Genomic DNA, 13,204 nt, shown 5'->3' on the forward strand with positions numbered 1-13,204 from the left:
CCTCACGATTAGCGGCGTTTCTGCTGCATCACAAAGCCGATCACCTTGGCCGCGGCTTCAAAATGTTCGCGCGGGATGATCTCGTCCACCTCGACCACCGCATAGAGAGCGCGCGCAAGTGGCACATTCTCGACGATAGCCACATCGTGTTCCTTGGCCACCTCGCGGATACGCAAGGCGACGGCATCCACGCCCTTGGCCACGCAGACGGGCGCAGGATCACCATCATCAGGATTATAGCGCAGCGCCACCGAATAGTGGGTCGGGTTGGTGACGATCACGGTCGCGGTCGGCACGGCCTGCATCATACGCTGGCGGCTGCGCTGCATACGAAGCTGGCGTAGCTTGGCTTTAACGTGCGGATCGCCTTCGGACTGTTTGAAGTCGTCCTTGGATTCCTGTTTGGTCATCCGCATGCGTTTGGCAAAGCGGATACGCTGCCAGATATAATCGGCCCCCGCTGTGAAGGCCAGAAAGATCAACGCCGCGATAAACAGCCGGATACAGATATCCATCGCAAAAGGCAGGATGGCCATCGGGCTCATGGCCGCAAGGTTTTCCAGCTCGCGCACATGTGGTTTCAGCACCAGCCAGCAGACCACTCCAATAGCCACCAGCTTGATGAAGGTTTTCAGGAACTGGACCAGTCCGTCCGGTCCGAAAATACGCTTGAAACCGGTGAGCGGGTTAAGGGTCGACAGCTTGGGCTTCAGCTTTTCGGTCGTCAGGATAAAGCCCTGGGACTGGGCCACATTGCCAAACACACTGCCCACAATCACGGCCAGCATCAGCACCATCAGGAACGGGGCGGCTGCTGTCAGGGCGTGTAGGCCGATCTCGACACCTGCACCGGCTTCCAGACCGCCCAGCATGGAGTGTGGACGCGCGATAAACGGCAACAGGTCCGCCGCCATCTGCTGACTGAAATAGGAGCCGCCCAACAACAAGACGGCCGCAGCCCCCGCCAGAGACAGTGTGGTGGCCACATCGGGGGAACGCGCAAAGTCACCCTTTTTGCGCGCATCCATAAGTTTTCGGGGGCTGGCCTCTTCTGTTTTAGAGTCTTGGTCGGCGTCTTCAGCCAAGCGCGCCCCCCATGAACACGCGGATCAGGGCACGATAGCGGTCGATAAAGACCGTCCCCAATACACCAAGGCTCAAAGCAAAGACCGACAGGCCCAGAAGCACACTGAGCGGTGCGGCAGCAAAATAGACCTGAAACGACGGCATCACCCGCGCCACCAGCCCCGAGGCCAGATTGAACACCAGCGCAAACACCAGAACCGGCGCGGCCAGTTGCACACCAAGCAGGAAGCTCTGCCCCAGGGTGCGCACCGCCATTTCCGAAAAATCGGTGGCGACCAGAGGCTTGGCCGGTGCAATCATTTCATAGGAACCGACCATAGCCCCGATAAACAGGTGATGGGTGTCGGTGGCAAAGATCAGAGTCACCCCCAACAGCACAAGAAAGGCCGACAGGGTCGATCCGGGGGCGGCCTGCATCGGGTTGGCTGTCTGCGAAAAGCCCAGCGTCGTTTGCATAGAAACGATCTCGCCCGCCGTCATCAGGGCCGCCATGAACAGTCGCAGGATGGCACCGATCGCCAATCCCGTGGCAACCTCACGTAAAATCCATCCGACCATCCCGCCCGTGGTTGGCGGCAGGGCCGGAAGCGTATGCCCCACCACCGGATAGAGCGTCATGGCCAGCAGCAGGGCCAGAGACAGCCTGATCCGTGCGGGTACATAGCTCTCGCCAATACCGGGCAGCAGCATGATGATCGCCCCGAGACGGGCGAACAAAAGCCCGCCAGCCCAGACCTGATCGACGGTGGCGTAAGGCTCCATGCCGGACCTAGATGCCTGCGATCCGCGCCGCGATATCGCGCATAAACGCCCCCAGCAGCGCGCCCATCAAAGGAAGGAACAGCAGAAGCGAGACAAAAATGGCAATGATTTTAGGTGCATAGACCAGGGTCTGCTCCTGAATCTGGGTCAGGGCCTGAAACAGACCGATCGCAACACCCACGACCAGAGCGACCACCAGCGCAGGCAGGCAAAGCTGGATCGTCAGCCAAAGGGCATCACGTCCAATATCCAGAACTTCTGCGCCGCTCATCAACCGCTCCGCTTCACTGGGCAGAAAATGCCGACATTATGGTTAACGACTTGATAACCTCGCAAATCAAAACCTGATTTGGCCTGCAAGACCACCACAGAAACGGTCCTGTGACGAATGGAGGCCTATCGCCTCTCCCCAAATGCGATTGCCTGTCCTACAAGGCGCTCATGTGTGACCACGATCATTCCCAAAGCGTCTCTCAGGAAGAGGCCGAAGCCGCCGTCCGTACCCTGATCCGCTGGGCGGGCGACAATCCCGACCGCGAAGGCCTGCTGGACACGCCAAAGCGCGTGACCAAATCCTATCGCGAGTTGTTTCAGGGCTATCATTCCGACCCGCGCGAATATCTGGAGCGCACCTTCGAAGAGGTCGGCGGTTATGACGAACTGGTGGTCCTGAAGGACATCCGTTTCGTCTCGCACTGCGAACACCACATGCTGCCGGTCATCGGTCGCGCTCATGTGGCCTATCTGCCGACCAACCGCGTCGTGGGCATTTCCAAGCTGGCCCGCGTGGTTCAGGGTTTTGGCCGTCGCCTGCAGATTCAGGAAAAAATGACAGCGGAAATCGCCAACACCATTATGGACGTGCTGCAACCGCACGGCGTGGGTGTGGTGATCGAGGCCGAACACTCGTGCATGACCATGCGCGGTGTGAACCTGCCCAACTCCACCCTTGTCACCTCGTGCCTGCTGGGCACCGTGCGCGAAGACCCGCGCACCCGCGAGGAATTCCTGCGCCTCGTGCGCAACTAAGCGGCCATACTCTCCCCGAAAGAAAAAGGGCGGCTCCATGCGAAGCCGCCCTTTTTTATTTTCACGCCGCGTCGGGTCGGGAGGTCCGAAGGCCGACGAGCGCGGCACGCTAGAAAAGCCCGTGTCGGGTCGGGAGGTCCCGAAGGGCCGACGAGCGCGGCGAAACAAAAAAGCCGCTAGATCGGCATGGCCATGATTTCCTTATAGGCCGAGATCACCTGATCTCTGACCGCCAGAACGGTTTCCAGCGAAGCTTCGGCTGCACTGATGGATGTCACCACATCGATCAGACTGCCTTGGCCCTGAACATTCTGGGCCATCTGCATCTCGGCACCGCGTGTCTGCTCGGCGGTCTGGGTGACCACCGATTTCAGCATGTCGGCAAAGCCCGGACCTTCTGCGACCGGATTGGCCTGCGGCGTGGGCGAGGACGGCATGGCTCCGCCCTGAACCGTCGAATAGAGGCGTGCCGCCATCATCGGATTCATAACCTAGCCCCTTAACGCTTGATGATGTCGAGGGTGCGCGATTCCATCGCGCGCGCCGTCTCGATCACATTGAGGTTGGCCTCATAGGCCCGCTGCGCCTCGCGCATGTCCATGGCCTCGACGAGGGTATCCACGTTCGGGCGCTGCACATAGCCTTCGGCATTGGCGGCCGGATGCGAAGGATCATATTCCAGCTTGAAGGCGCTTTGGTCAGAGCGCACATCGGCCAGCACAACACCGGTTGCACCATTCAGGTCACGCGCCTGAAACACGGGCATCTGGCGACGATAGGGCTCGCCACCGGCCACCGGCGCGGTCGAGTTGGCATTGGCGATGTTCTCGGCGATCACCCGCATGCGCGACTGTTGAGCGCGAAGTGCGCTTGCCGCCACACCCATGGCCGGATTGCGGGCAGTCGCGGGGCGACCATTAATCGGATCAGCCATGATTCAGTCCTCGCAATCAGCCAGCACCCGGCTTGCGGGCAGCAAGTCGGATCATCTGCATGGATTTTTGATAAAAGCCGATGGCGGCGTCATAGGCTGCACGGCTTTCGGCCATTTTCAGCATCTGTTCTTCGACCACCACCGAATTGCCGTCCAGCGTGGTTTCACTATCCGGCGCACGGTTCACATCAAAGCGGACCGGCTGTCCTGCCGGTGCGATATGGGCCGCGTGGGTGGTCATCACCCGTACACCGCGTTCCTTGTTCATCGCCGCGGCGAAATCGGTCGGCACCTTAAGGTCGCGCGCGCCATAGCCAGGCGTGTCGGAGTTGGCGACGTTTTGCGCGATCACCCGCTGGCGGTCATCCAGCCAGCCCAGACGGCCTTTGATCTGGTTCAGAAGCGACAGGTCTGTAACGGACATGGCCCCTCCCAAAAGCGGCACCGGAAATATGATCGGCAGAATTTGCCGCCTACAGGGTTAATAGCTTCTATATCTTAAAGCGGTGTTAACCACGTTGGTTGAAACCTTCGCCTTAACAAGGGTGTGGTCAGCGCATCTCCCCGAACCCTACCCTCTAAAACGGGCAACACACGGCCAATGAACTGGATTGACCTGCTGAGGGCCATTTTTGGCCTCGCCATTACGCTGGGCCTGATCGGTCTGGCCGCCTATGCGGTCCGCCGCTATGCGCCCGATCTGATGGCCCGCCTGCAAACCCAGGGCGAACGCAGGGAACGGCGTCTGAAAGTCATCGAAACCCTGATCCTCGATCCGTCTCGTCGTCTGGTACTGGTGCGCGTCGATCAGGAAGAGCGCCTGATCCTGCTGGGCGAAGGTCGCGAACTGATCGAGCCGCGTGGTCCCGTTGAAAACAAACCGAACGATAGCAACACGGCACACCAAGGGATCGGCCATGACCGCTTCTAAGCGCCCTGAGGTTAAGCGTCCTGCCGTTTTTGCCATGCCCAACAGGACCGAACTGAAACGCGCCGCCCTGTTGTCGTTGCTGGCCACGCTGGCCTGTGTGGCATGGCCCGTCGCCGCCTTGGCCCAGTCGGCCATCAATATCGATCTGGGGACGGGTGCCGGCCTGTCCGAACGGGTGGTGCAACTTGTTGCGCTGATGACGGTGCTGTCACTGGCCCCGTCCATCGTCATCATGACCACCAGCTTTGTGCGGATCGTGGTGGTGCTGTCACTGTTGCGGACGGCGCTGGGCCTCCAGCAGTCGCCGCCCAATGCGGTTCTGGTGTCTCTGGCGCTGTTTTTGTCGGCCATCGTCATGGCTCCGACATGGCAGGACGCCTATGATTCGGGGGTCCGCCCCCTCATGGATCAGCAGATGGAGCTGCCTCAGGCCTTCGATGCGGCCTCCGAACCGGTAAAAACCTTCATGCTGGCGCAGGTGGACCGCAGCGACCTCGCCCTGTTCACACGACTGTCGAAAATAGAGCCCCCGACGGACGTGCAGGAACTGCCCCTACGGGTGGTCACTCCAGCCTTCATGATCAGTGAACTCAAGAAGGCGTTCGAAATCGGATTTCTCCTTTTCGTTCCGTTCCTTGTGATCGATTTGGTGGTCGCCAGCGTGCTCATGTCCATGGGCATGATGATGCTTCCTCCTGTGGTTGTATCCCTACCGTTCAAACTGATCTTTTTCGTACTGGTCGATGGCTGGAGACTGGTGGCCGGAAGCCTCGTTGAAAGCTTCCAAAGAGCAGCTGGCGGGGGATAAATCCCCGCCCTCACTACATTTGCGCGGTAAGGGGGCTTGCCAAATCGCCCGAAACCGTCGTTGATCCATCGTCTTCGCCCGACATTAACGGGCGACCACTTTCGGGAAATACCCAAATGACCACTCAAGCCGAACTGATCGCCGCCGTCGCCAAGGACGCAGGTGTTTCGCAGGCAGACGCCGGTAAGGTGCTGACCGCGATCGTCGAGAACATCCACAAGTCGCTCAAGGCTGGTGGTGACGTACGCATCTCGAACCTGGGCGTGTTCGACACTGCCGAGCGTGCAGAGCGCGAAGGCCGTAACCCGGCCACCGGCGCGACCATCAAGATCCCGGCCTCGAAGGCTGTGCGCTTCCGCGTGTCGAAGCCGCTCAAGGATGCTGTGAACAGCTAATCCTGATCTGGAAATGGCGGCTCCCTGCGGAGCCGCCATTTTTCATTCCGGTCCCGCGCGAAGCGGACCGATGCCACAGCCCCAGCCATTGCTCCGAACCATAGCAGCTGTGAAGACGCCCAATGGGCACCCACCTGACCTATCCTAAAATCTATCGCTTGGTCGCAGCAGGCGCGGCTGCCGGAGCCGCAGCGGGTGCTGCTGCCGGTTCGGCACGCGCAGGAACCGGCGGATTGGCTGGCGCTGGCGTATTGGCCGTCTGCTCGCGGAACCTGGCTTTGGTCTGGGAAATCCAGCCCGCATAGGCATCGGCCTGTGCTGTCAGGTTCGAGAAGTTCTCGACCCCGCCACTGCCCTGCCCGTCCAGCCCGGCCAGAGCAATCCGCATCGCCCCCGGCGAACGCGCCCCTTGGGCAAAGCCGCCATAGCGTTGCGACAGACGCGTCACCGCCGATGCATTATTGGCCAGTGAATAGCCCACGCCCGCACGGATCACCTGCGTTTCCTCGCTGGCGGTCAACGGAATGGCCGTATCGCGCCAACGCTCGCCCAGCGCCTGTTCATACAGCGTGGCCGCACCGCCCCACTGTTCCTGTTTCCACAAAATCTCGGCACGCACCTGTCGCGCCGCCGCGCCATTGTCACGCCCCAGAATCTCGAGTGCATGGTCATAGCGGCCCAGTTCCATCAAGGCGCGTGCCTCAAGCGCCCGACGCTCGGTGGCGACTGCCACAGGCAACAGGGTACTGCGCGACGTCCACAGGGCCTGTAGCGCCGGTTCCGGTTGACGGTTCATCAGCAAGACCGCCGCCAGATTGGCCGAAACCTGAGCCTTGGCCACACCGTCCAGACGGTTCTCGGCTTGATATTTCAGCAGCTCTGCGGCCTGATCCAGCAGATCGACATCGATCAGTCGGCGCGCCAGTCGGCGAACCATCTCGTCACCATCGGCCCCGACAGGCGTCAGTTCACGGAAATCGAAGAACAGGGCTAGTGCTTGTACCGGCTGCAAACCGTCCGCTGCGCCTTCAAGGAACAGGGCGCGGAAGGCACGGTCCAGATCGGCCTGAAGCTTGGCCCCACCCGGCAGGTTGGCAATACTGGCCCCCGGTGTCTTCAGCGTCGTCAGAGCTTCGCGATAGCGCCCCTGCGACAGATAAAGCTCGCCCAGCGACTGGATGACCGCCAGCTCAACCCCGTCACCGCGCCAGCGCCATTTCAGTTGCTCAAGTTCACGCGCGGCCTGATCGGCATTCATTGCGCCCTTGGCTAGCGACAGACGCACAGCGCCCAGCTTGGCCGTGGTGGCGATGTCCTGCATGCCAGCGCGGGATGCGGCCTTGTAAATGGCCAGTGCGCGATCCTTTTGTCCTTCCAGTTCCAGCAGCTTGGCCTGAACCAGACGCGCGGCCAGACGATCGGGTGCCGGAACCGCCGGAAGGGCGAACACATAGTCCAGAAGTTCTTTGGCCCCCTGCCTGTCGCCGGTTTCCATCGCCGCCAGCGCATGGGCCGTGGCAAAACGAGCGCGCCATTCGGCAGGGAAGCTATCGACCGCGCTGGCCCCTGCGGAGAACATCCGCCGCGCCGTGGCCCAGTCGCTCTGCTGAGCGGCTATATAGCCCTGCCAGATGCGCGTCGCCGGATCACCCGCCAGAGCCCCAGACGTAAAATCGGTTTCCGCCTCGGCCAAACGACCGATCGAGGCCCGCGCCGCACCGCGCAGGCCACGCACCTCGGCCACCCCTAGCATGCCAGGTGTCTGTTCGATCAGGGCGTTCAGCAGGCCGATGGCTTCGTAATGCAGACCAGACCCCACCAGAAAACGCGCATAGGCCATGCGGGCATGGGTGCCGGTTTTCGGATCTTCGCTTGCGCGCGCCATTTCTTCGGTCGCTGCGGTCTGTAGTTCGCGGTGGCGGGCCGCAAAGCCCGCCGTGCCCGTCTCGCCCCATTGTGTCTGGATCAGCGCAGGATATCGGGCGGCCTTGGGAGCATCGATCATCGGCATGGCTGCCGCCGACAGGGCGACATCCGGCGAGGAAAGCTTCAGTCCGCCACGACGACTGACGACCACACGATCCGCCGAGGTTTCGACCGTCACATCATCGGCAAAGGCTTCGACCGCCACGCCCTGTGCGGTAGGCAGAATATGGGCATCCACCGAACGGCGGCCTGTCTGTACGCCCTTGACAGGCCCCAGCGCGGGCACCACTGCCATACGATCCCCGCTCATCGGGTCGGTCAGCCAGATGGCCCGTCTGGCCCCCGCCATTTGCGCGGCCAAACTGGCCTTGATCTCGTCATCGCGGACAATCTCGACCGTCTCGCCTACTGTGCCCGAGCCTAGAGAGACGATCCAGTTGGAACCTTCGGTACGGGCCGAAACCGGCTGTCCGGCAGTCGCATCAATCCGCACCACCGTGTAATCCGGTCCCGAGGCCCAGCGCACACCGTCCCCTTCGCCGGTCTTGATCTCCATGCGTCCCTGGGTGTCGAACACCGCCCAGACCGCGTCCCCGCGCCGGAATACCGCCGCGCCCACGGGCGACGACCACGCAAAGTTCAAAGTCGTGCGGCCATTCTCGCGGCTGACGGCCACCGGTACACGCACATTGGCTGTTGCGCGCGTACCGTCCGCATTCAGCGCTGCACCCTGCGGGCGAATATTCAGCCATACGGCACCATCCGCCGTTCCGGTTCCCGCCTCCGCTCCTTCGCTCAGGGTCAGGACCAGTTCCGTACCGCCGGTAACCGCGCGGGTTTCCACCTTGTCCACGCCCTTGGGCGGATCCACACGCAGGCGGCTGATATCGGGGGCCGCCGTCGAGGCCAGACGCACAATGACCTGTCGGCCGTCCTGACGCACCCGCGCACGACGACCAATGACACCGGCGAACTCGATACGGGTAAAGGCCGGATTGGCCCCGATGCGGATATCGATCGGATCGCGGCTACGTCCCTGAACAGCCCCGCCCGACTGGGCAAAGGCCGATGAGATTTCCAGCGGCGCATCCAGTGGCACAAACACCAGAACCCCCGCAGCGGCGACCGCTACAGAGGATTTCAACACGCGCTTGGTGACAGTTGCCCCGGACATATCCGCTATTGTCGCCCCAAACCGCTTTCCTCGTCGTTAACGCCGGTTAAGCTTGCTTGGACAAAACGACCGCTTGAAACACTTTAAAGAAAATCCGACATAGACCCTTGGTCTTTAGAAGGTGCCGTTCGGGTGCCGGTCCAAGGAAGCTTCTTGTGTCAGAGAACTCTTATCCGCCCCTGAACCCCGTCCTGACGGGTATCCGCTGCCGTTGTCCGCGTTGCGGTCAAGGCCCGCTGCTGAAGGGCTATCTGACCATCGCCGAAAAATGCACCGCCTGCGGTCTGGACTACAGCTTTGCCGATACGGCAGACGGTCCGGCATTTTTTGTTATGTCGATCGTCGGCACCTTGGGCATGGCAGGCTTTATGGTCTTCCAATTTACCGTCGAGCCGCCCTTCTGGGTGCATCTGGTGCTGACTTTCCCGATCATCATCGCCGCCTGCATGTGGATGCTGCGTCCGGTCAAGGGCTGGATGGCGGCGGCCCAGTACCGTCACAAGGCCAAGGAAGCCCGCTTCTGATTGAAGCGGACCCTTCGTCCATTATTTCAAAACCTCAAGCCCGTCCGCCCATCGGCCCATAGGCCCGTGGTGCAAAACTGTGGCTCACGCGCGATTCCGACACGCCGTCACGGCGGTGCTCGCCCCCTCCGCGGGTTAGCGCATCCAGACCTTGGGTCCGTCCGTTCTGGAAGGCATCAAGGATAGACAATATGCGCTCGGCCTCTTCCAACGTCTGGGGATCCTGCGCCAGAAGCCATGCTTCCAGCCCTTCAAACTGAACGGCTAAACCATCCTTGCGCGTGGCCTCGTCCACACGCTGCCTTGTCCACGAGCGTAGCACATTGCGTGCCGCCTCAAGGCCCCACGACTGAACCATAGCAGACCCTCTCCATCCACCGCGTACGGTGTTCCTCATCCCCACGCTAACGCGCCAAGAGGTGATGACGATCCACTTTTTCGTGAATAACAACGTAATTTAAAGAGGCTTTCCAAATTTCAGCATGTTAATTTATGGCAAAAATATGGAAGATGCTGATCGGCAAAGAAAATTTAAAACCAATCTATCGCAGTTACGGGAAGTCTTTACCGACACAAAACTCGTCGTTTCTGTATCGGCTAAATAAACATTTCTACGAGAATCATAAAAACCAGAATATTGGCACCACTACTGGCGAATACTTTTATCGCAAAGCCAGTTCGCTCCACTGCCAACTGGGGGCCCCCAAGGCCAAACGCGGTGCCCCCGCATCGTCCCCCAGCGACAAAACGACCAGTCCGTTTACCCGCTGCTGGCGGCACTCGCGCGGCGCGAAGGCAACCTCGACAGCGATAGCCTGACGAACACCGGCCAGACCGCGACCTTCCTGTCCCTGACTTTGCACCCAGTCTCCGTCCCATATCTGCATGGCCCGTCGTCCGGCCCCCAATGAGGCCTGCGCATGACGGACCGCCGACTGGATGCGGCTGTCACGGCGCACCAGAGCTTGCAGCCTGCCAGCCATGTCGCAACGCCCGCCGCTTCCAGAACCGCCGTCACCACCGCCACCCGATCCACCATCACCCGCCCCACCGCCGGCTCCGCTGCCTGCGACCAGCGCACCCGCTAATTCACCCTCACCCAGCAACCGCATATCGGGCACCGCAGGGCCGGACGCCACATGCACAACCTCGGTTGGCATGACAGGCGGCGGCGTACGGTGAACGGGCGGAGGCGGGGCCGTCTGCGGTTTTGGAGTTACCTGCGGAGCTTTTGCCGCCGCCTCGGTTTTAGCCGCTTGAGAAGGAGTTGGCGTGGCAGCTGGCGGCCCTGACGGCTCGGGTTCGGGAGATTTTTCAGCTAAAAGTGGTTCCGGGGGCGGAACAATATCAACCATTACGACATTCTGGGGGGGGTCCTCAGGTGGCTGGTCATATTTAATGGCCCAGATCACTCCGACGACCACCGCATGTACAGTTAAGCTTAGAAGCACTGCCGTAGAAATATTTCGGGTTGATTTTAAGTTCACAGTGCGCGCCATAACTATCGGTTTTAAACACCCGACCAAACTTCATAAGTTACATTTCAGACAGCATGCCAAGCCAACTTCAACCCCTATTGGAAACTTATTTCACTAATACGCATTTCACCTTGCGCAAGCTGACAATATCTTGCCCGATTCAGGTCATAAGTCGGCCTACTGCGTCACGATTATTTCAACTTGCCTAACTGACGGTTACAATTTCCGTCGCGAACAGAGAGTAACTTATATGACCTTCACGTCTCACAAAGCCCTTGCCATCGGCGCCGTTATAGCCATCGGCGTCGTTGCCAGCGGCTGCGCCAGCCACAAATTCGTGCGCGAGAACGTGGCCGTAGTCGACGAGCGCGTTTCCGCTGTCGATAATCGCGTCACCGGCGTGGAAAGCACCGCAAACCAGGCCCTCCAACGCGCCAATGCCGCCCATAAACTGGCCGAAGGCAAGTTCCTGTATGAAGTGGTCCTGTCGGATGACTCGGTGAAATTCCCAGTCAATGCCAACAACCTCTCGCCGGAAGCCGAGCAGCGTCTGGCCGAACTGGCCCAGCGTCTGAAAGCTGAAAACCGCAGCGTCTATCTGGAAATCCAGGGCCACACCGATTCCACAGGTTCAGAAGCCACCAATGAACGCATGGGCATGGCCCGCGCCGAAGCCGTGCGTCGCTTCCTGAGCACCCAGGGCATCGCCCTGAACCGTATGTCCACCATCTCGTATGGCGAAGCCCATCCGGTTGCCCCGAACAATACCCGCGAAGGTCGCGCCCAGAACCGTCGCGTCGCCATCGTCGTTTTGTCCTAGGAACGACCGTCTCTAGGCAAAGAAAAAGGCCCGGACAGCGATGTCCGGGCCTTTTATCTTTCGGGATTGAGACCGCTTATGCGGCTTCGGCTTCCTCATCAACCTCGGCAGCCGCTGCGGCGGCCGTTACAACCGGCTTCTTGGCTGCCAGCGACTTGGACAGCAGGGCAATGGCTGCATCCTTGTCGATGCCGTTGGCGGCTGCCACCTCGCGAGCCATGCGATCCAGAGCCGATTCATACAGCTGGCGCTCAGAATAGGATTGCTCCGGCTGGGTGTCGGCACGGAACAGGTCGCGCACAACCTCGGCGATCGAGATCAGGTCGCCCGAATTGATCTTGGCTTCATATTCCTGCGCACGGCGCGACCACATAGTGCGCTTGATGCGGGCACGGCCCTTGAGGGTCGTCAGAGCCTTGGTCACAGTGTCATCGGCAGCGAGCGTACGCAGACCGGCCGTAGCAGCCTTCTTTGTCGGGACGCGCAGGGTCATTTTTTCATGATCGAAGGTCACGACATAGACCTCCAGCGACATACCCGCGACTTCCTGAGTTTCGATCGCGGCGACCTTGCCAACGCCGTGGGCCGGATAGACCACTGCATCGCCAACCTTGAATTCCAGACCGGACTTGCTCGTCATGACATTCCTTTCCCAGCTCAGAACATCGATGAAACGGACTATCCAATAACAAAATCGTCCCCGCCGGCGGACTATGAGCGCCCGTCGGGAGAACGATTTGGCAGCTATCAGACGCTATACCGGATCACCGAACCTCTGGCCGCCCCCGTCAATCAAGCGGGGGTCTGTCGTAAACTCGAACAGCACGCGCAACTGCGTATCCATTCGTTTTGAATGGGAGGAACCTACCACAAAATTGATCAATCTCAAAATATCCGCAGCAAGATGCGGCCAAGACGACCAATTGTGTTCAAATAAAGGCTATTTTATCAGGAGCCTTTGCCGGGTTTAGGGCTGAAATACTTCTCGTACTTGCCCGTCTCGCGCTCAAAGTCTTCACGGTCTGCGGGCGGCGTACCCTTGACCGTGATATTTGGCCAGACCTTGGCGTATTCGGCATTGATCTGAAGCCATTTGCCGTCCGGCTCGTCCTCGGTATCGGGCACAATGGCGTCCACCGGGCATTCCGGTTCACACACACCGCAATCGATGCATTCGTCAGGGGCGATAACGAGGAAGTTCTCGCCCTCGTAGAAGCAGTCCACCGGACAGACTTCGACACAGTCCATGAACTTACATTTCACGCAGGCGTCGGTGACGATGTAGGTCATTGCGGCAAACGGATCCGAAAAAGCTTGGCCAACAGGCAACTGGATCG

At 60.2% G+C, this 13,204-nt stretch carries 17 protein-coding genes; 6 read left to right on the top strand and 11 right to left on the bottom strand.

Annotated features, from left to right (window positions below; genetic code table 11):
• Window positions 1-8: 8 nt before the first annotated feature.
• The 3 genes from flhB to fliQ are packed head-to-tail and all read right to left on the bottom strand — an operon-like array spanning window position 9 to window position 2,122.
• Window positions 9-1,085 (bottom strand): flagellar biosynthesis protein FlhB, encoded by a 1,077-nt coding sequence (gene flhB, locus WEU32_RS12375; protein WP_406852100.1) that lies wholly within the window; start codon window positions 1,083-1,085, stop codon window positions 9-11.
• Window positions 1,078-1,848 (bottom strand): flagellar biosynthetic protein FliR, encoded by a 771-nt coding sequence (gene fliR, locus WEU32_RS12380; protein ID WP_312135609.1) that lies wholly within the window; start codon window positions 1,846-1,848, stop codon window positions 1,078-1,080. The genes flhB and fliR overlap by 8 nt, the downstream gene beginning before the upstream one ends.
• A gap of 7 nt (window positions 1,849-1,855) precedes the next feature.
• On the bottom strand, window positions 1,856-2,122 hold the full coding sequence (fliQ, locus tag WEU32_RS12385) for a flagellar biosynthesis protein FliQ (protein ID WP_312135608.1): 267 nt from the start codon (window positions 2,120-2,122) through the stop codon (window positions 1,856-1,858).
• Between the two features lie 167 nt (window positions 2,123-2,289).
• On the opposite strand from fliQ, the gene folE reads away from it, so the two are divergent.
• On the top strand, window positions 2,290-2,877 hold the full coding sequence (gene folE / locus WEU32_RS12390) for a GTP cyclohydrolase I FolE (protein ID WP_312135606.1): 588 nt from the start codon (window positions 2,290-2,292) through the stop codon (window positions 2,875-2,877).
• Between the two features lie 176 nt (window positions 2,878-3,053).
• Here the strand turns inward: folE and WEU32_RS12395 are convergent, their stop codons facing one another.
• From WEU32_RS12395 to WEU32_RS12405, 3 genes are read right to left on the bottom strand one after another with little or no spacing between them, the layout of a single operon-like run.
• Complete coding sequence (locus WEU32_RS12395; protein ID WP_406852101.1) at window positions 3,054-3,365, bottom strand: flagellar hook-basal body complex protein FliE; 312 nt, start codon at window positions 3,363-3,365, stop codon at window positions 3,054-3,056.
• A gap of 11 nt (window positions 3,366-3,376) precedes the next feature.
• A complete protein-coding gene (gene flgC / locus WEU32_RS12400) occupies window positions 3,377-3,811 on the bottom strand; it encodes a flagellar basal body rod protein FlgC (protein WP_312135602.1) in 435 nt (144 codons plus the stop codon).
• 16 nt (window positions 3,812-3,827) lie between these two features.
• A complete protein-coding gene (locus WEU32_RS12405; protein ID WP_312135600.1) occupies window positions 3,828-4,235 on the bottom strand; it encodes a flagellar basal body protein in 408 nt (135 codons plus the stop codon).
• A gap of 177 nt (window positions 4,236-4,412) precedes the next feature.
• On the opposite strand from WEU32_RS12405, the gene WEU32_RS12410 reads away from it, so the two are divergent.
• The 3 genes from WEU32_RS12410 to WEU32_RS12420 all read left to right on the top strand — a co-directional run bounded on the left by WEU32_RS12410 (window position 4,413) and on the right by WEU32_RS12420 (window position 5,945).
• Window positions 4,413-4,742: a FliO/MopB family protein gene (locus WEU32_RS12410; RefSeq protein ID WP_406852102.1), complete on the top strand. Its 330-nt coding sequence runs from the start codon at window positions 4,413-4,415 to the stop codon at window positions 4,740-4,742.
• A gap of 34 nt (window positions 4,743-4,776) precedes the next feature.
• Window positions 4,777-5,550: a flagellar type III secretion system pore protein FliP gene (fliP, locus tag WEU32_RS12415; protein WP_406853451.1), complete on the top strand. Its 774-nt coding sequence runs from the start codon at window positions 4,777-4,779 to the stop codon at window positions 5,548-5,550.
• A gap of 116 nt (window positions 5,551-5,666) precedes the next feature.
• Window positions 5,667-5,945 carry an HU family DNA-binding protein gene (locus WEU32_RS12420; protein ID WP_167179016.1) on the top strand — a complete coding sequence of 93 codons (279 nt, stop codon included), beginning with the start codon at window positions 5,667-5,669 and terminating at the stop codon, window positions 5,943-5,945.
• Window positions 5,946-6,096: 151 nt separating this feature from the next.
• Here WEU32_RS12420 and WEU32_RS12425 read toward each other — a convergent pair whose 3' ends face one another.
• A complete protein-coding gene (locus WEU32_RS12425) occupies window positions 6,097-9,045 on the bottom strand; it encodes a hypothetical protein (protein WP_406852103.1) in 2,949 nt (982 codons plus the stop codon).
• Window positions 9,046-9,200: 155 nt separating this feature from the next.
• Between WEU32_RS12425 and WEU32_RS12430 the strand changes: the two genes are divergently transcribed.
• The gene (locus WEU32_RS12430) at window positions 9,201-9,569 is read left to right on the top strand and encodes a DUF983 domain-containing protein (protein WP_312135596.1); all 369 of its coding nucleotides are present in this window, start codon (window positions 9,201-9,203) and stop codon (window positions 9,567-9,569) included.
• Window positions 9,570-9,603: 34 nt separating this feature from the next.
• Here WEU32_RS12430 and WEU32_RS12435 read toward each other — a convergent pair whose 3' ends face one another.
• Window positions 9,604-9,927, bottom strand: a complete 324-nt coding sequence (locus WEU32_RS12435; RefSeq protein WP_312135594.1) for a hypothetical protein — start codon at window positions 9,925-9,927, stop codon at window positions 9,604-9,606.
• A 304-nt stretch (window positions 9,928-10,231) separates the two neighbouring features.
• On the bottom strand, window positions 10,232-10,729 hold the full coding sequence (locus WEU32_RS12440) for a hypothetical protein (RefSeq protein WP_406852104.1): 498 nt from the start codon (window positions 10,727-10,729) through the stop codon (window positions 10,232-10,234).
• Window positions 10,730-11,297: 568 nt separating this feature from the next.
• On the opposite strand from WEU32_RS12440, the gene WEU32_RS12445 reads away from it, so the two are divergent.
• Window positions 11,298-11,867: an OmpA family protein gene (locus WEU32_RS12445; protein WP_406852105.1), complete on the top strand. Its 570-nt coding sequence runs from the start codon at window positions 11,298-11,300 to the stop codon at window positions 11,865-11,867.
• A gap of 76 nt (window positions 11,868-11,943) precedes the next feature.
• Here the strand turns inward: WEU32_RS12445 and WEU32_RS12450 are convergent, their stop codons facing one another.
• Window positions 11,944-12,507: a CarD family transcriptional regulator gene (locus tag WEU32_RS12450; RefSeq protein WP_406852106.1), complete on the bottom strand. Its 564-nt coding sequence runs from the start codon at window positions 12,505-12,507 to the stop codon at window positions 11,944-11,946.
• Between the two features lie 308 nt (window positions 12,508-12,815).
• Window positions 12,816-13,157 (bottom strand): ferredoxin FdxA, encoded by a 342-nt coding sequence (gene fdxA / locus WEU32_RS12455; protein WP_312135588.1) that lies wholly within the window; start codon window positions 13,155-13,157, stop codon window positions 12,816-12,818.
• Between the last annotated feature and the right edge of the window lie 47 nt (window positions 13,158-13,204).

This window comes from Brevundimonas sp. BH3 (genome assembly GCF_045345115.1).
In the GTDB taxonomy this organism is placed as follows: Bacteria; Pseudomonadota; Alphaproteobacteria; order Caulobacterales; family Caulobacteraceae; genus Brevundimonas.